This is a genomic window from Odoribacter sp. (assembly GCF_985060555.1).
Genome location: NZ_CFKYFN010000060.1, coordinates 19,413 through 40,776 on the forward strand (window position 1 = coordinate 19,413; position 21,364 = coordinate 40,776).

Here is a 21,364-nt window from a genome sequence, read left to right on the forward strand (position 1 = left end):
TTAAAATAGTATGTCGTTCCATGAAATCCTATCAAAAACAGAATTGAAACAATTTTCTTATTATCAACTATATTTTAAAAGAAAAAAGATCGAATAAATAATAATTTACAACTTTAAATTGGCGCTATCCCATTTTGTTTATTATATTTACGGCATCAAACCGAATTTTGCAGAACAATGACAGAACAGAGATTTCAACTGGCAGAAAAATTACGAACCTATATTTCGAAATACGGAATTAATGATTTCAACGAAGAACACTTGCAAAAGGTGGGCCTGACCTTAGAAGAACTGAAAGAAAATTTCACCGACCGCAAAGACATTGTCAAAGCCATACTGGAGCATGAACGGAGATGTTTTGAAGAAATCTTCAATGAATACAATTTCGAAGGGTGGAACGCTATCGATATTATGTTGATCGTCAGTGATGAAATCAACAACCGTTTTTTCAATGTATCTCCTTCGTTCACCATTATGTTATCGAAAGCTTTCCCGGATATTTTCGAAGAACATATGCAAATGCGTTCGGATTTTATCTATGAGAAGATTAAAATCAATATCGAGAAAGGCATGGAACAAGGCATGTATAAGAAGGATATTTCAAGCGAGATGATCGCCCGGATGTATATCGCCAAACTAAACGATATTCATAATCCGGATATTTACCCTCCGGAAGGATTTACTTTTGCAACGATATTCAATAATTTGATAGACGGAGTCATCAAAAACATTACCAACGAAGAAGGAAGAAGATATTACAAACAACGCAAACAATTGTATAGTATTCTGAACTTCAGATAATCTCATTTTACTAATCAATACCTAAATGCAATGAAATACCAGATCGATGATATAGACAGAAAAATTCTATCCTATCTTGTAAAAAATGCCAGAGTACCTTTTTTGGAGATTGCCCGTGAATGCGGTATATCCGGCGCAGCTATTCACCAAAGAGTGAAAAAAATGGAAGATGCCGGCATCATCGAAGGTTCACGATTCATTGTAAAGCCACGCGCACTGGGATTCAAGATTTGTGCTTTCATCGGGGTCATTCTGGATAATGCTTCCCAATATAAAAAAGTTGTCAAAGAAATAGAAAAGATCCCCGAAGTAATCGAATGCCATTTCATCACCGGTCACTACTCCTTTTTCCTGAAAATCCGGTGTAACAGCCACCAGCATCTGATGGATATCCTGATCAATACTCTGCAAAATATTCCCGGTATTGCTAAAACCGAATCTTTCATCTCCCTGGATCAGCTCATCGAAAAACAGGTGGATATTTGTACGGAGGAACAATAAAGGCGAAAAGGCTTAAAAGCTAAAGGCTAAAAGCGAGAAGCGAGAAGCTGAAAAGATAAAAAAGCAAAGAAGCTAAAGGTTACCTTCTCGCCTTTAGCTTCTAGCTTTTAGCCTCTAGCTTTTAGCCTCTAGCTTTTAGCCTCTAGCTTTTTACTTTTTACCTTCAGCTTATCGTTTTCCTTATCGCAGTCGACATAAAGGGTCCCCCCTTCGGGAAGGTCGCCTTTGATGATCACTTCGGCTAATTCATCTTCCAGGTATTTCTGGATAGCCCGTTTCAACGGACGTGCTCCATATTGAGGATCATACCCTTTCTCGGTCAGGAATTCTTTTGCAGCATCCGAAACCTGGATGTGGTATCCCAATTCACCTACCCGCTTGAGCAGTCCTTTCAGTTCTATATCTATGATCTTATGGATATCTTCCTTACTCAAAGGATTGAAGACGATCACATCATCGATACGATTCAGAAATTCAGGAGAAAAGGCACTCTTCAACGCTTTCTGCACGACACTCTTGGCATAATCGTTGTCATTCGTCTTATCGGCAGCCATAAATCCGATACCACGTCCGAAATCTTTCAATTGCCGGCTTCCGATATTGGAAGTCATGATCACAATCGTATTTTTAAAATCGACGCGCCGCCCCAAACTATCGGTCAACTGGCCGTCATCCAGCAACTGCAGGAGGATGTTGAATACATCGGGATGTGCTTTTTCAATCTCATCCAATAATACTACCGAATAAGGTTTACGTCTCACTTTCTCCGTCAGCTGTCCGCCTTCTTCGTATCCTACGTATCCGGGAGGTGCCCCGACTAACCGGGAAACAGCAAATTTCTCCATATATTCACTCATATCGATCCGGATCAGCGAATCAGGCGTATCGAACAGATATTGTGCCAATACTTTGGCCAATTGAGTTTTTCCGACACCGGTAGGCCCCAGGAAAATGAACGATCCGATCGGTCGGTTGGGGTCTTTCAATCCGGCCCGGTTCCGGTGTATCGCTTTAACGATCTTTTCAATCGCTTCCTGTTGTCCGACGACACTATCCGCCAATTCTTCACGCATCTGCAACAATTTCATACCCTCGGTCTTAGCGATCCGTTTTACGGGTACTCCGGTCATCATTGCCACTACTTCGGCCACACTCTCTTCATCGACCACCACCCGGTTTTCTTTCAATTCTTTCTGCCAGTTGTCTTTTTCCTGCTCGAGCTGGGCCAGCAATTGGCGTTCTTTATCCCGAAAAGCAGCTGCAACCTCGAAATTCTGTTGTTTGACCGCTTCTTTCTTCTTATTCTTGATTTCTTCCACCGATCTTTCCAACTCTTCGATAACCTGAGGCACATGGATATTGGCGATATGTACCCGTGAACCGGCCTCATCCATCGCATCGATCGCTTTGTCAGGCAACGCCCGGTCGGAAATATAACGCGTCGTCAGCTTGACACAGGCCTTGATCGCCTCATCGGTATAACGGACGTTGTGATGATCCTCGTAGCGGGATTTGATATTGTTCAGGATTTCGACCGTTTCATCGAAAGAAGTCGGTTCGACCAATACTTTCTGGAAGCGTCTTTCCAAAGCACCGTCTTTCTCGATATTCTGCCGGTATTCGTCGAGGGTCGTCGCCCCGATACACTGAATCTCCCCTCTCGACAGCGCAGGTTTCAGCATATTTGCCGCATCCAGGCTACCTCCCGACCCTCCGGCTCCTACAATGGTATGAATCTCGTCGATAAAAAGGATAATATTTTTGTTTTTAGCCAATTCGTTCAGAATGGCTTTCATCCGCTCTTCAAATTGTCCCCGGTATTTCGTACCTGCAACAATAGACGCGATATCCAAAGCTACTACCCGCTTATCGAACAATACCCGTGACACTTTTTTCCGGATGATACGGATCGCCAACCCTTCGGCAATAGCCGATTTACCGACCCCCGGTTCTCCGATCAACACCGGATTATTTTTCTTCCTCCGGCTCAGAATTTGGGCCAATCGTTCGATTTCCCGGTCTCTCCCTACGATCGGATCGAGGGTACCTTCTTCGGCAGCTTTCGTGATATCTATACCGAAATTATCCAATACCGGGGTATCCGATTTAGCAGGCCCGTTCTGACGATAGGGATTGTACATCGATTCTTCGTCACCTGCATCCTCGTCTTCATCGGATTCCTCTCCATAGTCGGATTGCATACGGGTTTTCTCCTTCAGCAGTTGTTCTTTAAACTTCTCGTAATCTACTCCCATAGAATTAAACAATTTTGTGACAAACCCTGCCTGATTTCTCAACATGGCCAACATCAGATGTTCCGACTCTACTTCCTCATCCCCCAGCTTCCAGGCCTCCTCGATGACCCGTTTAACAATACTGTTGGCAGCCAGGGTAAGATCCAGCTCATCGGGCATCTCTTCACTCTTATCCCTTTGCTTATTCAGTTTCTGTTCGATTTTTGCTTTCACCTCATAAAAATCCACTCCCAAAGCGATCAGAACATCGATAGCCCTGGCCTGATCCATCCGCAACATCCCCAGAAACAAATGTTCGGGTGAAACCTTCGTATTCCCCAAACGCTTTGCCTCTTCACAAGCTAAGTCTATTATTTCTTTCAATTTTTTGTTATCGTTTTTTGTCATATCCTCGTTTATTACTTCGTTGATGCAGCAGGGTATTCCCTATTATTTCAGTAATTCGTAAAATTCTTCTTCAGAAATAATCCGGGTACCCAATTTTTCTGCCTTTTTCAATTTACTACCGGCATTTTCGCCAGCCAACAAATAGGCGGTCTTGGCTGAAACAGAATCGCTGACCTTTCCCCCTGCATTCAAAATCAACTCTTTGAAGTATTCGCGGGGCCGGGTCAGTGTACCGGTAATCACAAATGTTTGCCCTGTCAGGCTATCGTTTCCTGTTTCCGTTTCTCCTATTTCTGCTTCTACGCCATAATCGATCAGACGTTTCACCAATTGTCTGTTTTCTTCTTTACCAAAATAGCGCAAAATACTATTAGCCATCTGTTCACCGATATCTTCTACTTCGGTCAATTGCTCAAAATCGGCTTCCATCAGCCTGGTCAGTTCCCGGAAACTTTTAGCCAGATTACGGGAGGCAGTCTCTCCGATATACCGGATTCCCAAAGCATTCAATAAAGCGGGAAAACCGGCCGTTTTCGATTTTTCGATACCGGCGATTAAATTATCTACCGATTTCTCCTGCATCCGATAAACGGATAAAGTATTCAATTTCCGTACCAATTTTTCATTAGAACGGAAAAAACGGACAATGCTATCGGCTTCATCTGCATCGATCCCCTCAACAGCCCGGATTTCAGCAGCAGAAGCCACAGATAATTCATAAATATAATCGAAGCGGGCTGCCAATAAGTCAGCTTTATGCCAATTTATCCCCGGAATATTCAATGCATAGACGACATAATCCAAAGGAATATTTTCAACGGCACCTGCTTCTTTCAAGCGTTCTACGGTCTGATTAAAAGGAGTACGAAAGTAATCCAATATCCGGTTTACCGTCGTTTCATCGCCTATCACCGCTGAAAGCTCTTGTTTCGAAGCAGCGGCATAAGCTTCCAGGCTACCGAAATGACCAGCCAACGTCTCTGCATTTCGGGAAGAAATATTCTTTATTCCGATTTCAAATCCATAAATCACTTTTGCTAAAGGGATACTGGTCATTTCGAAACTCTCGGGGTAAACAATTTTTTCGAGTCCGATCAATTCCTCTCGCTTTGCCGGTAATCCATAAATATCGGCCACATCCCGGATCAGCCTTTTACCCAGTAATAACTCGATCGTTTCTTCTCCCATCCCCTCTATATTCATCGCCTTACGGCTAACGAAATGTTCGATTTTTCCGGCTATCTGAGGTGGACAATGGTCTTCATTCGGGCAATAATGATTGGCTTCACCTTCTATCCGTATCAATTTTGTTCCGCATTCGGGACAATACGTAATGAATTCGACAGCTGCGGCTCCTTCCCTGCGTTTAGCCCGGTCTACCCCCACAATCTTCGGAATAATTTCTCCCCCTTTCTCCACATACACCGTATCATGTTCGTGTAAATCCAGGGAAGAGATGATATCTGCATTATGCAGGGAAGCCCTTTTCACCGTAGTGCCGGCAATATGCACCGGTTCCAGATTGGCTACCGGCGTGACGGCACCTGTCCGCCCTACCTGATAAACCACATCGATCAGGGGCGTCTCCACCTGTTCGGCCTTAAACTTATAAGCAATGGCCCAACGGGGAGATTTTGCCGTATATCCCAGCAAATGCTGCATCCCGATATCATTGACTTTGATCACAATCCCATCGATCGGAACCGGCAAACCCGTCCTTTCTTTATCCCATTTTGTGATAAAGGCCCAAACTTCTTCAAACGAATCGGCCAAGTGAATATAAGGGGGCATATGGAAGCCCCATTCTTTAGCTTTCATCAAGTTTCCGTAATGGGTTTCCGCCGGAGTCACTTCGCCGGGAATATAGTAAAGAAAACAATCCAAATGCCGTTTCGCTACCAGCGAAGAATTCTGTAATTTCAAGGTTCCTGCAGCAGCATTCCGGGGATTGGCGAACAAAGGTTCTCCGGCCTCTGCTTTTTCCTGGTTCAAGCGATTGAATACCGAAAAAGGCATCAGAATCTCCCCCCGGATCTCGAATTCGGGCGGATAATCCCCTCTCAACTTCAAGGGTACAGTGCGAATCGTCCTGACATTAGCCGTGACATCGTCTCCCTTCACGCCGTCTCCCCGGGTAACCGCCTGAGTGAGCTCACCGTTCACATAAGTCAGACTAATCGAAGTCCCGTCGTATTTCAACTCACAAACATACTGTACCCGGTCACCGACTACTTTCCGCACCCGCTGATCGAAATCCCGCAATTCTTCTTCGCTATATGTATTTCCCAAAGAAAGCATCGGATATTTATGAGCGACCTGAGTAAATTCCTGATTGATATCCCTCCCTACCCGTTGGGTCGGGGAATTGGGATCGTACATCTCCGGATACTTTTCTTCCAGTTTTTCCAAATCGTGCATCAACCCGTCGAACTCCCGGTCTGAAATCTCCGGTGCATTTTCGATATAATATTTATAATTATGATATTCAAGCGCTTTCCGCAACTCCAAAATCCGATCTTTCTCTGTTTGCATATCTCTTGTTTTATCCTTTACAAAGGTAAGGAAAATTTTGGCGTACCTCTTTCAAACTTAAATGTAAAAACGCAAAATTTGCAAACGCAAGCCGGTGTTAAAATAAAAAAGGCAATCAGGCTTATTTCTAAAATTTATAATTTAATTTAGATGCTCTAAAAAAATAGGTGATATATGAAGAAAGTTCTGTTTTTTATTCTACTTCTCTGGTGCCCGTTTTCAATCGTTTCGGCACAATTCGTCAATTTCGGTCAGGATAGGCCTTCCCTGCGCTGGAAGCAAATCAAAACCGACGATTTTCAAATTATATACCCGGATTTTTTCGAAGAAAACGCCCAAAAAGCAGCTTCTATTTTCAGTCTTTTATACCACCATGCCAACACACTGCAATTACACCCCAAAAAGATATCCATCATCATGCATGCCGACGGAGGTGTTTCCAATGGGAATGTAGCCCTGGCACCCCGGAAGAGTGAACTTTACACCATGCCTTCCCAAGATCCCACGGATGATTGGCTGGAACATTTGTGTGTACACGAATTCCGGCATGTCGTGCAGCTCGACAAGGTAAACCAGGGACTTACCAAAGACCTGTATTATCTCTTCGGGGAGATTTTTCCTATTGCAGTAGTCGGTGTATATGTACCGATGTGGTTTATGGAAGGAGATGCCGTATGTTTTGAAACTGCTGTCGGCCATCTCGGCCGAGGACGTTCCCCGGAATTTCTGAACGAAATGAAAGCCCAAATCCTGGAAAAAGGGATTTACAATTATTCGAAAGCCGTACTGGGTTCAAACAAAGATTTCGTGCCCAATCGTTACACTATGGGGTACTTCATGACCGCCAACTCCCGGGTCAATTACGGTTCGGATATCTGGGCAAAAGCGCTGGAACGCACCGGAAGACGCCCTTACGGCATTACTCCCTTCGCCACCAGCCTGAAGCTTTCCATGCAGGGCAAGCGGGACAGTCTCTGGCGGGACAGTACATTCCGTTCTCTGTTTATCGATCCCGACAGTGTCCGCCAGGCCAATACCTACCGGGATGCCAAGCGTACCCTTTACCGGGATAATTTTTCCGAATTGCAACAGCGCTGGATGCGGGAGGCCTCTCTCGTATCGTCTCCATTCGATACACTTCCCACCCACAACAAGTATTACACGAATTACTACAATCCCACCCCGATTTCTTCCGGCAAAGTGATTGCTTATAAAAAAGGGCTGCAACAAACGGGAGCTTTCGTTCTCTTGCACAATCAGAACGAAAAACTCCTCCGGCGTACAGGGATTCTGGACGACTATAAATTTGCCTTCAACAACGACCAAATAGTCTGGAGCGAATATTACAATCACATCCGTTGGGATCAGGGCGGACGTATGCGTTTAAGCAGTTACGACCTGAATACCGGTAAATACAAACGCTATAAAAGCCGGAACAACCGTTTTTCTCCTTTCGCGATGGGCCAGGAGTGGGGCTGTGTAGAAGTGGACCATTGCAACCGATCTTATCTGGTCTTGCTCGACTCGACTTTGAGCCGGGAAACCGGGCGTATTCCGGCAGAAGCGAACGAACTATTCATCCATCCGTCTTACCACGAGGGTAAAATCACCACAGTCGTCCAATCCCCCCGAGGCTTGAGTCTGGTATCGATCGATCCGGTCACTCACCGGCGACATACCGTCTGTCCTGCGATCTATTACGAACTGGACCACCCGGTTGCCGGAGACAGTCTATTGATTTACAGAGCCTCTTACAACGGTAACAATGCTTTCTACCGTTGGACCGCACAAGGTCCGGTGAATGTGCTGAACAGTAAGTACGGGCTACAGTTCCCCACCCTCAGTGCGGATAAAAAACAGTTGTATTTTTCTTTCTACACAGCAGATGGCTATAAACCCGGGCATATCGACCTGGCCGGATTACAGGAACAGCCGACGGTCTATCAGCAATTCCGGTTAGCCGACTCGATGAAACAGGAAGAAAAATGGCATTCTGCTTTCCAATACGATTCTATCTATCCTTCCCGGAAATACAATAAATTCACCCACCTTGTCAATATCCACAGCTGGGGACCGGTAGAAGCCGATCTGAACGATATGGACGTCGACTTCGGTGCGGTAGTTTACTCTCAGAATAAGTTGAGCACCTTATCCTTTACTGCCGGTTATATCTTAAAATCGGGTTATGACCACGGGGCCTGGATGCTGAATGCCAGCTACAAAGGCTGGTGGCCGGTATTCGATTTCGACCTGTATAGCGGGAGATACGATTACGAATCTTTCAACGAAGGTTTTTTCCTGCCTACCCGGCAAAAAGAAACTTTTTATGCACAATATAAAGCCTGGCGTTCTTCGGCTGAGGTTACGGTCCGGTTTCCTTTTACCCTGTCTGCCCGCCAATATAACCGGACCTTACAACCTTATGTCCGTTACCGGTTTGTCGGATTACACCATGAAAAATTAAATAAACTCTACACCTGTAAAATAGCAGAAGCGAACACTATATGGATTACACAAGTCGATCCGAACTTTTACCAGGTGAACGAGCCTTCCCGGTTTTATCAATTGCTGGAATACGGACTTTATTTTACCAATCAAACCCGTATGACTACCCAGGAGATCAATCCCCGCTGGGGCCAAACTTTCAGTGCAGGTTACACTCACAGCCCTCTGGAACATATAGACCTGGGCTATCAATGGTGGGGAGACGGACGCCTGTATTTTCCGGGCTTCACCACCAATCATTCCCTGTCGCTGTACGGAGGCTTCCAGCATATGTCGCACAAAGAGCGGAATTATAGCAATAAAATTCTTTACCCCAGAGGGATCACCCTACCTGGCTACGAAATAGCCAGCTTGCGTACCGGTTACCATATGCCGATCGCTTTCCCGGATCTGCCCCTGAGTTCATTGCTCTATCTCAAAACTATAAACGCCGCCGTATTCTACGATTGGGGTAGCAGCCGCAACAAATTCGGCAAAGCTACTTACTCCTCCTATGGAATAGAATTGACCACGGACACCCACTTCTTCCGGTTAACCTATCCGATCCGTCTCGGTATCCGCACCGGCTACGAAACACAACATAAAAAGATGTTCGCCGACCTGATTTTCTCTATCGGACTGAGTATTTAAGATAGATGACAGGTGTCATCTATCATCTTTAATGGCAAGGTATATACAAAGAGTCGTCCCGGGGGATAATCAATACTTCGGACCGGGCGTGTTTACGGTAAAGCCGGACAGTATAGGGATAGTAAAAGGGAAATAAGCGGAACGGACGCATCATCAGGGTTATCCCCGGAGAAAGATCCTGCAAAACCTTTATCAGGCTTTTTTCAAAACTTTTCTCTTCATTCACCACCTCGTAGCGGGCTTCGGAATGCTTTAAGATACGCTCCATAAATGCTAAATTATTGCGGACCATGGCCGCAATATGCTCATCTTTTTCCCGGGGAACGATGATTTCGATCCGACACCCGGGATGATGCCGCTGCAGGAAATTAGCCCAAATCCCTTTTTCTTTATTTTCCTTCAAATAACCTACCGGAATTTTCAGCTGCTGAAAAGTATCGGCAGAAAAATGATCCTGCAAAACAAGTACCGGTTTATTCAAAGCATACACGTACTTCATCAACCGATAGAAAGAATATGATTTCCGCTTCAACAAACAAAGAACACTATCCTCTCCCATGCATGCAGAGAGTAATTTTCCGCTACCGGGTATTTTTTCACATCTATACCGCCATCCATATAACCGCCCGATGTTTTCGGCACATTCACGGATTTCTTCTATCTCCTGTTTATAAAAAGCTACAATTTCGTATTTCATCATCTGGATTTATCTAAAGTACCCTTATTCCCCGACCGTCCCTCGTCCGATCAGGCCGGCTATCCCCATCGATACTAAGGATAAAATAAACACTTATAATTTATGGGACGACTGAGATCCCGGAAATTCCTCATCATACCTACACGACAATATTTTTATAAAGATACAAAAAAATAAACTTCAAGGACTTCATAGCCCCATTTAATTCTCGGTTTAATTTTTTCTTTCCATTCCGATTTCGATTTTTGTGTCGTCAAACCCGATCGCCTGAAACGGTCCGATAAGGCTTTCTTTCACTGACCGACAGAAACGACTGGATCCTCAAACACGAGCCCCGAAGATGAAAACACCGGTTTTTCAATGAAACGGTTATCCCTGACTTCTGAAACCTTGACAACGATTAAAACCAATGTCTTCATCGGACTAATATACTTATTTATATCAATTTTAAATTATCGCTTCCCGCAGAGGAGGTATTGTTTTTGAAGATAATTTCACTAATTTAGATGCATATAAATTAACCAAGGTATGACACCGGACGACATTATAAAATTACTCGACGCCACGTGTATTTGTGGGGCCCGTAAGCTTCACGATCCCATACAACATGCTTTTGCAGCAGATTTAATGAGCGATGTCTTGCGTCTGAATACGGAAGGATTGCTGTTGATAACGGGGATGGCCAATCCACAAGTCATTCGTACGGCAGAAATGGCGGATATTCCGTTTATTCTTTTTGTTCGTGACAAGCAGATCACGGCAGAAATGCAACAGCTGGCCGAGGAAAACGAAATCCTGCTATTGCGTTGCCGTCAAAGTATGTTCAGGGTATGCGGAGAATTGTATAAAGCCGGGCTTCTTCCGGTGTATTAAGAAAACATATGGAATTCAATTTTAATCTGGAAGGAGGAAATTTTTCACGGGCAGGGACCGCTTCCAGTGAGATAAAGAAAATATTGAAACAGCTCAACGTCGATGCCCTTTTAATAAAACGTATCGTCGTTGCGCTTTATGAAGCGGAAGTCAATGTCGTCGCTCATGCTTATGAGGGAGTGATGAACGTCGTGCTGGACGGGAAATCTATCGTCGTCACCATCACCGATAAAGGGCCGGGTATCCCCGATATAGCGAAGGCTATGCAGGAAGGCTTCTCGACCGCTTCGCCCGAAGTCCGGGAAATGGGATTCGGTGCCGGGATGGGATTACCCAATATGAAAAAAAATTGTGACCGGTTGAATATCGAATCTACCGTAAATGTCGGCACCAAAGTGACGATGACCACGTATCTGAGATAAGTCTTAAAATTACGAAAATGGGGAACGAGACATTTTATCATGCATTGAAGATCAACAGTGAGGTTTGCACAGGATGTACGCACTGCATGAATGTATGTCCTACGGCAGCGATCCGCATAAAATACGGTAAAGCGACCATCAACGAAGCCGCTTGTACCGATTGCGGCATGTGCCTGAAGACCTGTCCCCGTCAAGCCATTTATGTGGAACAGGACGATTTCAATCAGATTTTCAAATTCTCTTACCGGATCATCTTGTTACCTTCGGTCTTTATCGGACAATTCCCGGAAGATATCAGCGAAGAACAGATATTTTCAGAGTTGCACAACCTGGGATTCCATTATGTCATGGAAGTGGATAAATCGACCGGTCTGCTGATGGAAGAGACAAAGCATTATCTTCAGCAGCATCCCCGGCAGCGTCCTTTTATCTCCAGTTTCTGCCCGGCTGTCGTACGCTTGATCCAGGTACGTTTTCCTTCCCTGATCGGACATATCGTCCGCTTAAAGCAAGCCATGGATATTGCAGCCATCTATGTCAGGAAAAAATACATCGACAAAGGCATACCTGAAAAAGAGATCGGTGTTTTTTATGTCACCCAGTGTGCCGCTAAAATCGCAGCCATCAAGTGTCCCGTCGGCGAAGAAAGTTCTCCTGTAGACGGGGTGATCAATATGGATTTTATCTATAACAAAATCCTCCTTTCGATCAACCGACATAAATCCCAGGTTCTCCCCCGGGTACCGGAACAATACCATCTGACTCCGCAATCCATCCAATGGACCCTCTCGGGAGGAGAAGCTTCCAACTATCCGGGGCGTTGCCTGGCGATCGACGAAATCCATAATGTCATCGATATCCTCGAAAAACTGGAAAACGACGAACTGACAGATATCGACTTTCTGGAACTGAGGGCATGCGACCATTCCTGTGCCGGAGGGGCACTGGCGATCAACAACCGTTTTCTCACCATCGAAAGACTACAGAAACGGATGGAGAACTATATCAAATACAACTACATCTCTATCAATAAAATGCCCCGGTACAAGGATTTTCTGGTAAAACAAATGCAACTGAGCGGTGAAATTCCACCCCGGTCGATCGAAAAACTGGATGAAGACTTGTCGGTTGCTTTTCAGAAAATGGAAAAAATCACCCGCATTATGAAAGTTTTACCTCAGATAGACTGCGGGGCTTGCGGCACACCCTCCTGTCAGGCTTTGGCTCAGGATGTCGTGCAAGGAAAGGCCAAACTCAACCAATGTATATTCATGCAAAAAATCCTCACCCGGGAAGGGTTGCTTACCCCGGAAGAATCGATGGAATTATCGGCCAAAGTCTGGGGAATCGGAAAATTTGAAAAGAACGAAGAATAAAAATAAACGAACAAAGATATGACAGTCAGAGAATTGGCTACACAACTAAAATTAGAAGTCTGCTGTGGTGCGGCAGGCCTGGACAAAGAGATCAAAGGCGGCTATACCTCCGATCTACTGAGTGATGTGATGGGTAACGCCCGGGAAGGGAATATCTGGATTACGCTTCAGACACACAAAAATATCATGGCCATCGCTTCGCTGAAAGAACTGGCAGCCATTGTCCTGGTCAAAGGTTACCGACCGGAAGAAGATACCGTTTCCGAGAGTGAGGCAGAAGGCATACCCATCTTAAGTACTTCCAGACAGACATTCGAAATGACAGGCGAGATTTACGAACTTCTCCAGAAAAAGGGGCAGTAAAATGGACATTCGGGCCGACCTCCATATTCATACCGTCCTTTCCCCTTGCGGAGATCTGGAAATGAGTCCGGAGAATATTCTGCATTTCGCCCAAGTCCAAGGACTGAATATGATCGGAATCACTGATCACAACTCCACCCGCCAGGCACCGATAATCCGTGATTATGGGAAAACGAAAGGTATATTCGTCCTTACAGGTGCTGAAATCTGTAGTAAAGAAGAAGTGCATGCCCTGACTTTTTTCGAAACCGACGAACAGCTTACTATTTTTCAGCATTACCTGGATGTACATTTACCCGATATTCCGAACGACCCGGAAAAATTCGGCTTCCAGGTTGTCGTCGATCCGGAAGAACAGATCATTTACGAAGAACCCAAACTATTGATTTCTGCCTTGAACCAATCGCTGGAAGAAATTGCACATAAAGTCAGGCAACTCGACGGTATTTTCATTCCGGCCCATATCGACAAACCCTGTTTCAGTATTCTTTCACAATTAGGATTCGTCCCGCCGGATTTACGTTATGATGCCCTGGAGCTCAGTAGTCATACCTCTCTTTCGAAATTCCTGTCCGGCCATCCCGAACTGAAATCCGCCTCTTTCATCCAGTCCTCGGATGCCCACTATCCCGGGGACATCGGAAAAATATATACCCAACTGAAAATAGAAGATTTTTCCTTCAAAAACATCCGGCAATCTATCCGGAATTTAATTACGTAATTTCACTCCTGCAATCGTTGTAATTTTATGAATTTAAATTAAATTTGAGGCCAGAAATAAATATTTAAAGTTTATTATCCCAATAAGTTAAAGAATATACCTATTCATGAAAGATTTGTCCTCTCATATGATGGATATCGTCCAGAATTCTATCCGGGCAGAGGCTTCGTGGATTCAGATCCGGATTTGCGAAGATCCGGAGGCAGATCTCTTTCTTATTGAAATTCAGGATAACGGTTGCGGTATGGATGAGGCGACTTTGGCAAGGGTCAGGGATCCTTTTTTTACCAGCCGGACAGTACGCAAAGTGGGCCTGGGAATTCCCTTGCTCCAGCAAAATGCCGAACGAACCGGAGGAAAAGTTAGTATCGTCTCACAGCCGGGTCAAGGGACTACTCTCACAGCCCGTTTCGGTCATTCCCATCTGGACCGTCCTCCTTTGGGAGATGTAGCAGAGACGCTTACGCTATTGGCAGCCGCCAATCCGGCCATCCATTTCAGCTACGATCATTCGACTCCCAGCGGTACATACCGGTTCGATACCCAAGAGATCATACAGGTGCTGGAAGGTGTACCTTTGGGACATCCCGAAATTCTTCCGGCCATACAAAATTTAATCCGGGAGAATCTCAAAGAAATACATGCCGATCAAAGCATGTCCATCAGGCAATCATAAAATCAATTATCACCTAATAACAGCTATATGGAAAAAATAAAATCACTCGCCGACCTGAAAAAAATCAGGGATAACGTTCAATCGAAAATCGATCTGCGCGAAAAAAGCGAGCATCCTGAAAATCTGATTCAGATCAAAGTCGCCATGGCCACTTGTGGAATAGCAGCAGGTAGTAAGGAAACGATGAATTACTTTCTGAACAATCTTGAAAAAAACGGTATTCAGGCCGTAGTCACTCAAACCGGCTGTATGGGTTACTGCTTTGCAGAGCCCACGGTAGAAATCACCAAACCGGGAAAAGAACCGATCGTATTCGGTCATGTCAACTGTGCTAAAGCAGAAGAGATCATCCAGAAATACCTGAAAAACGACGAATTGGTCGAAGGGATTATCCCGGTTAATTACCAAAGTATCTGATTCTATAACGTGCTAAATATTTTCAACTATTAATCGATAAACAACCCCATCTATGAGTTATAAAATGCATATTCTTGTCTGTGGAGGGACCGGTTGCCGTGCGTCAGCCAGTAAAAATATCATCTGCCGACTGGAAGATTGTCTGAAAGAACGTGCTCTGGAAGACGAAGTACAGGTCATCGCTACCGGCTGTTTCGGTTTCTGTGAGAAAGGTCCTATTGTCAAGATCATGCCTGACAATACCTTTTATGTACAGGTAAAACCGGAAGATGCCGAAGAAATCGTCAACGAACACATCATTAAAGGCCGCAAGGTAGAACGGTTATTATACAAAGAACCGTCTAAAAAAGTGACGGTCAGCGATTCCAAACACATGGAATTTTATAAAAAGCAATTACGCATCGCTTTGCGTAACTGTGGTTTTATCGATCCGGAAAACATCGAAGAATGTATCGGTCGTGACGGTTACAGCGCTTTAGCCAAATGTCTGACAGAGATGACTCCGGAAGCGGTTATCGACGAAATCAAACGATCCGGATTGCGTGGACGGGGTGGCGGCGGTTTCCCTACCGGTCTGAAATGGGAATTTGCCCGCAAATACCAGGCCGATCAAAAATATGTCGTTTGTAACGCCGACGAAGGGGACCCGGGAGCTTTTATGGACCGTTCGATTATGGAAGGGGATCCGCACTCCGTGATCGAAGCCATGGCCATTTGCGGTTACAGCATCGGTGCCAGTAAAGGACTGGTATACATCCGGGCAGAATATCCTCTGGCTATCGAACGGCTTCGTATCGCGATCGAACAAGCTGAAAAATACGGGCTGCTGGGAGAAAATATTCTCGGTACCGATTTTTCTTTCCATATAGAAATCCGTTATGGTGCAGGTGCTTTTGTCTGTGGAGAAGAGACCGCTTTGATCCACTCGATGGAAGGACACCGGGGCGAGCCCACGACCAAACCCCCTTTCCCGGCAGAATCGGGCTATTTGAATAAACCGACGAATGTCAATAACGTCGAAACACTGGCCAATATTCCTGTCATTCTCAACAAAGGGGCCGACTGGTTCGCTTCTATCGGAACAGAACGTTCGAAAGGAACCAAAGTATTTGCATTAGCCGGTAAAATCAATAATGTGGGCCTGATCGAAGTGCCTATGGGTACTACTCTCCGGGAAGTCATTTATGAAATCGGGGGAGGAATCAAAAACGGTAAAAAATTTAAAGCCGTACAAACCGGAGGTCCTTCGGGCGGTTGTCTCACGGAGAAACATCTGGATACTCCGATCGATTTCGACAACTTGCTGGCAGCAGGTTCGATGATGGGATCCGGTGGCATGATCGTCATGGACGAAGACGATTGTATGGTTGCTGTCGCCAAGTTCTATCTGGAATTTATCGTCGAAGAATCTTGTGGAAAATGTTCTCCCTGTCGGATCGGCAACAAACGGTTATTGGAAATCTTAACCCGGATCACCGAAGGGAAAGGCACGATGGAAGATCTCGACAACCTCCGTAACCTGAGCCAAGTGATTAAAGATACGGCTCTTTGCGGCTTGGGACAGACCTCTCCCAATCCGGTACTGTCTACACTGGAACATTTCTATGACGAATATGTCGCTCACATCCGGGATCACAAATGTCCTGCCGGAAAATGTAAGGCGTTGTTATCTTTCCGTATCGACCCGCAACTATGTGTAGGATGTACCCTCTGTTCACGTAATTGTCCGGTAGATGCAATCATCGGCGAACGGAAAGAAGCCCATTTCATCGACACGACTAAATGTATCAAATGCGGTACTTGTAAAGATAAATGCAAATTTAATGCGATAAGTGCCGGATAACCGAAGTATAACAGCCCATAACGAAAAAACATGGAACAAAATATAACTCTGCAAATAGATAATCATATCGTAGAGGTGGCCAAAGGAACGACGATTCTCGAAGCAGCCCGGGGAGTAGGTATTCAAATCCCCTCCTTATGCTATATGAATCTGAAAGACATGTGTATCACCAACCTTCCGGCTTCCTGCCGTATTTGTGTCGTCGAAGTCGAAGGACGGAGAAACCTGGCTCCGGCCTGTGCTACCCGTTGTGAAAACGGCATGAAGGTAAAAACCAGTAGCCTCAGGGTGCTCAATGCCCGGAAAACCGTACTGGAATTAATTCTCTCGGACCACCCCAACGATTGCCTGATCTGTCCGAAATCCGGGAATTGCGAATTACAAAACCTGGCCGTTAAATTAAAAATCCGCGAGATACCCTTTGCCGGTGAGCGGAATATTCTCCCGATAGAGACCTCTCCGTCGATTGTCCGCGATATGAGCAAATGTATTTATTGCCGTCGTTGTGAGATGATGTGTAATGAAGTGCAAACCGTAGGGGCACTCGGTGCTGTAAACCGTGGTTTCATTTCAACGATAGCTCCGGCTTTCGACGAACCTTTATCCAATTCAGCCTGTACCTTCTGTGGTCAGTGTGTCGCCGTATGTCCGGTAGGAGCACTGACCGAAGTCGACCATACGAATCGGCTGATCAGCGATCTGAGTAATCCGAAAAAAACCGTTATCGTACAGACGGCACCGGCAGTACGGGCTGCACTCGGCGAGGAATTCGGTTTAACCCCCGGCACTTCTGTTACCGGAAAGATGGTAGCTGCTTTAAGACAATTGGGCTTCGACAAAGTGTTCGACACCGATTTCGCTGCCGATCTGACCATTATGGAAGAAGGAAGCGAATTACTGGATCGGTTGACCCGTTATCTCAAGGGTGATAAAGACGTATGCCTCCCTATTCTGACTTCTTGTTGTCCGGCCTGGGTCAATTTCTTCGAACATCAGTTCCCCGATATGCTGGATATCCCGTCGACCGCACGTTCACCCCAACAAATGTTCGGTGCTATCGCTAAAAACTATTGGGCAGAAAAGATGAACATTCCCCGGGAAGATTTGATCGTTGTATCTATTATGCCTTGTCTGGCTAAGAAATACGAATGTGCCCGGGAAGAATTCGCAACACAGGGCGATCCCGATGTCAACTACTCTCTTTCTACCCGGGAACTAGCCAGTCTGATCAAACGGGCCAATATCGATTTCAACAGCCTGGCGGACGAAGATTTCGATCATCCTTTGGGAGAATCTACAGGTGCCGGAGTAATCTTCGGAGCTTCGGGTGGTGTGATGGAAGCAGCATTGCGAACAGCTTACGAACTTTATACCGGAAAAACACTCGACAAAGTAGATTTCAAAGAAGTACGGGGTCTGGAGAACATAAAAAAAGCAACTATTAAACTCAACGGAGTAGAACTCCATGTCGGTATTGCTCATGGATTGGGAAATGCCCGTAAACTTTTGAATGAAATCCGGGAAGGAAAATCCGAATTCCATGCGATCGAAATCATGGCTTGTCCCGGTGGTTGTATCGGAGGAGGAGGCCAACCTTTACATCATGGCAATTCGGCTTTATTAAAAGCCCGCAGTCAGGCCATTTATCAGGAAGACGAACATAAACCGCTACGGAAATCTCATGAAAACCCGGATATTATCAAATTATATGAAGAATATCTCGGAAAGCCGTTGAGCGAAAAAGCCCATCATTTATTACATACCCACTATTTTAATAAAGCAACCATTAATTGAAAACTATGAGCGAAATACAATTACCTCAGCATAAAATAGACAAGTTACTCGAAATCTGTGATGCTCATGGAAATCAGCCGGGAGAACTGATCAATGTCTTACATAAAGCACAGCATCTTTTCGGATATCTTCCGGCAGAAGTACAACGGATTGTTGCCGACAAGCTGAATATTCCGGTATCTAAGGTATATGGAGTAGTCACCTTTTATTCATTCTTTACTATGACCCCCAAAGGTGAACATCCGATTTCCGTATGTATGGGAACCGCTTGTTATGTCCGGGGAGCTGAAAAAGTACTGGATGAATTTAAACGGATATTGAATATCAATGTAGGCGAAACGACTCCCGACGGTAAATACTCTTTGTCCAGTCTGCGTTGTGTCGGGGCTTGCGGCCTGGCTCCCGTCGTGTTGATCGGCGAAAAAGTATTCGGACGCGTTGTTCCGGGTGACGTAGAAAAAATACTGAAAGAATTAGATTAGAACCTTTTATGATCGCTTAAAATCCACAGTACTCCGGAAACGGAATCCTGTGGATTTTTACATATTAACACATCCATATACTTATTTTTTTATTTCTTTTTGCTTACATGTTATAGCTTATCATTGTCATCTCCACTTCAATTTGAATTATATCCTGTTTTTCAAACAGATTTATCAATTATAATTTGGTTATTTTATCTAATTTCTTTAATTTTATAGTGGTTGTACTCCTTGCATTCTTCTCTCCTGAATGCTGCTTGTTTTAATTATTTCATTAAAAATTTTTCACCATGAAACGCATGATTTATATCTTAGCGGTAGTTATGGCTGTCGGTTGTCATCGTTCGATGGCCCCCTGGCCTGGTGACGGTGACAAACAAGATGTCGCCATGTATGTCAGAACACGTAGCCTGTCCGGCATTACAGCTTCTCCCTCAGTGTATCAGTTTTTTGTTTACGATCAGGTTCATTCCAGCATGAGCCGGTACAGTGTCAATCCCGAAAAAGAGGACAACAATGTCCTTCACCTGAAGCTTTTTCCCGGCACATATACCGGCTATTGCGTTACGAATGCCGAAGAAACCGAAAATTGGGAATATGCCGATAATCTTCCGCCCGGCGAAATATTCCTGAAATCGGGTAAAACAGAAACCGGAGATCATCTACTCGGGCAAAGTGATTTCACCGTGGCCCAGGACGGCGACAACAGCGCCGTTTTCGACCTCAACCGAAAAGTCGGAATGTTGAGAGTGACCATCGAGAATATTCCCGAATGGTTAACCGATTTACAAATCAATCTGAGTAATATCTCTCAAAAGATGAGTCTGACCGGAGAATATAAAGGCGATTGTTCTATCACTAAAAATATCGGTTTGCCGGACGAGAACGGTACTTCAGTGACGACTTTGCTGGTATTTCCCCCAAAAGAAAAGGCTATTCTGACCCTTTCTTCCAATTCAATGGTATTTGTCACTCCGGAGCATCCCATCGAATCCATATTAGCCAACCGGATAACGGAGATCAAAGCCATTTTCAAAGACCCGGCTGCCACCAGCGAGTTGGATATCACCACCCGACTCGCAGATTGGGATGAAACGATCCTGCAGGAAGCGGATTGGGAAGTCGACAAGCCCCAAGGTCCCTGTACAGGCGTAGGCAATGGAACGAACCTCGTTCTAAACGGAAGCTTTGAAAGCGATTTTATTGACGATCTTCCCGATCACTGGAATGCAGATGTTTCCAGTAAAGAATATACTCCCCGGATAGTCAGCGTCACCTCTCCGACCCAGGAGGGAAGTAAAGCGGTAAGAATAGAAGGTAAAACTTACCTCTATCAGGACATTCCTGTGACGGGTGGTCAATGTTACCAATTGAAGATGTACGTCAATGCACCCGCTCACGAGGTCAAATGGCGCAGCTGGTGTACCTGGATGAAAGGCAGTAAAAACCTGCCTTCGGACGCCCTTCATTCTCCGAGTTACCAATACGAGACTTCGGGCTATATCGATGCCTATGCCGGAAAAGTATTCCGGGCACCGGCGGACGCCACCAAGCTCCGGGTAGAAATCCGTAATTACATGGATCCGGTCGAAGGTAAAGGGCTATACGTCGATGCCATCCGTGTGGAAGCCGTCGATTAGCTTTCCCCCACCATCCGGGCCGGGTCGCCCCAGCGATCGAACTCCTCTGCCGTAACCTCACCCGACCCGATCGCAGCCTGCCGCAAGGTAATTCCTTCGCGGTGGGCTTTCTGCGCTATCGCTGCCGCCTTATAATACCCGATGTACGGATTCAAAGCTGACACATCCTTCCCCCGGTAAACGGGCACTATGCAAGAAATTACGGATCAAAATTCTTTCATCTTCTCCCATACAATTCTTTCTTTTTCAAGAATTTCCGAATGAATAAAACGTACGATTAAATTGGATACAATCAAACATTAAAAAATAAATTTTACATCTTATTTTAACCGGGAATCATTTTTGATAAATCATTCATAATCAATGCAAAAATTATTTTTCACGTTGTACTTTTCGTTTTTTATTTCGAAGAATTTATTATCCGGTTAATCGTACCTTTGACTTTGTGA

18 protein-coding genes and 1 pseudogene are annotated in these 21,364 nt (G+C 45.1%); 14 read left to right on the top strand and 5 right to left on the bottom strand.

Features of this window, described 5'->3' with window-relative positions; all coding sequences use genetic code 11:
* The first annotated feature begins 177 nt into the window (after positions 1-177).
* Together AC5RDS_RS07625 and AC5RDS_RS07630 are read left to right on the top strand one after the other, a co-directional pair.
* Positions 178-801 carry a hypothetical protein gene (locus AC5RDS_RS07625; protein ID WP_013610556.1) on the top strand — a complete coding sequence of 208 codons (624 nt, stop codon included), beginning with the start codon at positions 178-180 and terminating at the stop codon, positions 799-801.
* A gap of 30 nt (positions 802-831) precedes the next feature.
* Positions 832-1,302, top strand: coding sequence for an Lrp/AsnC ligand binding domain-containing protein (locus AC5RDS_RS07630; protein ID WP_013610555.1), 471 nt, complete (start codon positions 832-834; stop codon positions 1,300-1,302).
* 128 nt (positions 1,303-1,430) lie between these two features.
* Here the strand turns inward: AC5RDS_RS07630 and AC5RDS_RS07635 are convergent, their stop codons facing one another.
* The 3 genes and pseudogenes from AC5RDS_RS07635 to ligA form a co-directional block, all read right to left on the bottom strand.
* Positions 1,431-3,944: an ATP-dependent Clp protease ATP-binding subunit gene (locus AC5RDS_RS07635; RefSeq protein ID WP_013610554.1), complete on the bottom strand. Its 2,514-nt coding sequence runs from the start codon at positions 3,942-3,944 to the stop codon at positions 1,431-1,433.
* A 42-nt stretch (positions 3,945-3,986) separates the two neighbouring features.
* Positions 3,987-4,781, bottom strand: a complete 795-nt coding sequence (locus tag AC5RDS_RS07640; RefSeq protein WP_417118258.1) for a helix-hairpin-helix domain-containing protein — start codon at positions 4,779-4,781, stop codon at positions 3,987-3,989.
* A pseudogene (gene ligA / locus AC5RDS_RS07645) lies at positions 4,779-6,476 on the bottom strand (NAD-dependent DNA ligase LigA); the annotation flags it as partial. The gene AC5RDS_RS07640 and the pseudogene ligA, both read right to left, overlap by 3 nt.
* A gap of 174 nt (positions 6,477-6,650) precedes the next feature.
* On the opposite strand from ligA, the gene AC5RDS_RS07650 reads away from it, so the two are divergent.
* Complete coding sequence (locus AC5RDS_RS07650; protein WP_046450736.1) at positions 6,651-9,611, top strand: BamA/TamA family outer membrane protein; 2,961 nt, start codon at positions 6,651-6,653, stop codon at positions 9,609-9,611.
* A 28-nt stretch (positions 9,612-9,639) separates the two neighbouring features.
* On the opposite strand, the gene AC5RDS_RS07655 is transcribed toward AC5RDS_RS07650, so the two are convergent.
* Entirely contained in the window at positions 9,640-10,311 is a 672-nt protein-coding gene (locus AC5RDS_RS07655; RefSeq protein ID WP_087381968.1) for a hypothetical protein, read from the bottom strand.
* A 525-nt stretch (positions 10,312-10,836) separates the two neighbouring features.
* Here AC5RDS_RS07655 and AC5RDS_RS07660 point away from each other — a divergent pair.
* The 11 genes from AC5RDS_RS07660 to AC5RDS_RS07710 all read left to right on the top strand — a co-directional run bounded on the left by AC5RDS_RS07660 (position 10,837) and on the right by AC5RDS_RS07710 (position 20,915).
* The gene (locus tag AC5RDS_RS07660; protein ID WP_013610548.1) at positions 10,837-11,181 is read left to right on the top strand and encodes a DRTGG domain-containing protein; all 345 of its coding nucleotides are present in this window, start codon (positions 10,837-10,839) and stop codon (positions 11,179-11,181) included.
* Positions 11,182-11,189: 8 nt separating this feature from the next.
* Positions 11,190-11,603, top strand: coding sequence for an ATP-binding protein (locus AC5RDS_RS07665; protein ID WP_013610547.1), 414 nt, complete (start codon positions 11,190-11,192; stop codon positions 11,601-11,603).
* A 17-nt stretch (positions 11,604-11,620) separates the two neighbouring features.
* A complete protein-coding gene (locus AC5RDS_RS07670) occupies positions 11,621-12,979 on the top strand; it encodes a [Fe-Fe] hydrogenase large subunit C-terminal domain-containing protein (RefSeq protein WP_013610546.1) in 1,359 nt (452 codons plus the stop codon).
* Positions 12,980-12,997: 18 nt separating this feature from the next.
* On the top strand, positions 12,998-13,342 hold the full coding sequence (locus tag AC5RDS_RS07675) for a DRTGG domain-containing protein (RefSeq protein WP_046402940.1): 345 nt from the start codon (positions 12,998-13,000) through the stop codon (positions 13,340-13,342).
* Between the two features lies 1 nt (position 13,343).
* Complete coding sequence (locus tag AC5RDS_RS07680) at positions 13,344-14,063, top strand: PHP domain-containing protein (protein WP_046450735.1); 720 nt, start codon at positions 13,344-13,346, stop codon at positions 14,061-14,063.
* A 106-nt stretch (positions 14,064-14,169) separates the two neighbouring features.
* Entirely contained in the window at positions 14,170-14,739 is a 570-nt protein-coding gene (locus AC5RDS_RS07685) for an ATP-binding protein (protein ID WP_013610543.1), read from the top strand.
* 27 nt (positions 14,740-14,766) lie between these two features.
* Positions 14,767-15,156, top strand: coding sequence for a (2Fe-2S) ferredoxin domain-containing protein (locus AC5RDS_RS07690; RefSeq protein ID WP_013610542.1), 390 nt, complete (start codon positions 14,767-14,769; stop codon positions 15,154-15,156).
* A gap of 52 nt (positions 15,157-15,208) precedes the next feature.
* Positions 15,209-16,999, top strand: a complete 1,791-nt coding sequence (locus AC5RDS_RS07695; RefSeq protein WP_013610541.1) for an NADH-quinone oxidoreductase subunit NuoF — start codon at positions 15,209-15,211, stop codon at positions 16,997-16,999.
* Positions 17,000-17,029: 30 nt separating this feature from the next.
* Positions 17,030-18,793, top strand: a complete 1,764-nt coding sequence (locus AC5RDS_RS07700; RefSeq protein WP_013610540.1) for an NADH-dependent [FeFe] hydrogenase, group A6 — start codon at positions 17,030-17,032, stop codon at positions 18,791-18,793.
* Positions 18,794-18,798: 5 nt separating this feature from the next.
* Positions 18,799-19,275, top strand: a complete 477-nt coding sequence (locus AC5RDS_RS07705) for an NADH-quinone oxidoreductase subunit NuoE family protein (RefSeq protein ID WP_013610539.1) — start codon at positions 18,799-18,801, stop codon at positions 19,273-19,275.
* Between the two features lie 290 nt (positions 19,276-19,565).
* Positions 19,566-20,915 carry a carbohydrate binding domain-containing protein gene (locus AC5RDS_RS07710; RefSeq protein ID WP_013610538.1) on the top strand — a complete coding sequence of 450 codons (1,350 nt, stop codon included), beginning with the start codon at positions 19,566-19,568 and terminating at the stop codon, positions 20,913-20,915.
* Here the strand turns inward: AC5RDS_RS07710 and AC5RDS_RS07715 are convergent.
* Complete coding sequence (locus AC5RDS_RS07715) at positions 20,912-21,079, bottom strand: hypothetical protein (RefSeq protein WP_374938218.1); 168 nt, start codon at positions 21,077-21,079, stop codon at positions 20,912-20,914. The two genes, AC5RDS_RS07710 and AC5RDS_RS07715, sit on opposite strands and share 4 nt — an antisense overlap.
* Positions 21,080-21,364 lie beyond the last annotated feature (285 nt).

Bases quoted from the DNA above. Each gene is read 5' to 3' on its own strand.
- AC5RDS_RS07710 (WP_013610538.1), top strand. From the start codon at position 19,566: ATGAAACGCATGATTTATATCTTAGCGGTAGTTATGGCTGTCGGTTGT.
- AC5RDS_RS07675 (WP_046402940.1), top strand. From the start codon at position 12,998: ATGACAGTCAGAGAATTGGCTACACAACTAAAATTAGAAGTCTGCTGT.
- AC5RDS_RS07685 (WP_013610543.1), top strand. From the start codon at position 14,170: ATGAAAGATTTGTCCTCTCATATGATGGATATCGTCCAGAATTCTATC.
- AC5RDS_RS07690 (WP_013610542.1), top strand. From the start codon at position 14,767: ATGGAAAAAATAAAATCACTCGCCGACCTGAAAAAAATCAGGGATAAC.
- AC5RDS_RS07630 (WP_013610555.1), top strand. From the start codon at position 832: ATGAAATACCAGATCGATGATATAGACAGAAAAATTCTATCCTATCTT.
- AC5RDS_RS07680 (WP_046450735.1), top strand. From the start codon at position 13,344: ATGGACATTCGGGCCGACCTCCATATTCATACCGTCCTTTCCCCTTGC.
- AC5RDS_RS07695 (WP_013610541.1), top strand. From the start codon at position 15,209: ATGAGTTATAAAATGCATATTCTTGTCTGTGGAGGGACCGGTTGCCGT.
- AC5RDS_RS07635 (WP_013610554.1), bottom strand. From the start codon at position 3,944: ATGACAAAAAACGATAACAAAAAATTGAAAGAAATAATAGACTTAGCT.
- AC5RDS_RS07655 (WP_087381968.1), bottom strand. From the start codon at position 10,311: ATGATGAAATACGAAATTGTAGCTTTTTATAAACAGGAGATAGAAGAA.
- AC5RDS_RS07665 (WP_013610547.1), top strand. From the start codon at position 11,190: ATGGAATTCAATTTTAATCTGGAAGGAGGAAATTTTTCACGGGCAGGG.
- AC5RDS_RS07700 (WP_013610540.1), top strand. From the start codon at position 17,030: ATGGAACAAAATATAACTCTGCAAATAGATAATCATATCGTAGAGGTG.
- AC5RDS_RS07625 (WP_013610556.1), top strand. From the start codon at position 178: ATGACAGAACAGAGATTTCAACTGGCAGAAAAATTACGAACCTATATT.
- AC5RDS_RS07670 (WP_013610546.1), top strand. From the start codon at position 11,621: ATGGGGAACGAGACATTTTATCATGCATTGAAGATCAACAGTGAGGTT.
- AC5RDS_RS07660 (WP_013610548.1), top strand. From the start codon at position 10,837: ATGACACCGGACGACATTATAAAATTACTCGACGCCACGTGTATTTGT.
- AC5RDS_RS07705 (WP_013610539.1), top strand. From the start codon at position 18,799: ATGAGCGAAATACAATTACCTCAGCATAAAATAGACAAGTTACTCGAA.
- AC5RDS_RS07650 (WP_046450736.1), top strand. From the start codon at position 6,651: ATGAAGAAAGTTCTGTTTTTTATTCTACTTCTCTGGTGCCCGTTTTCA.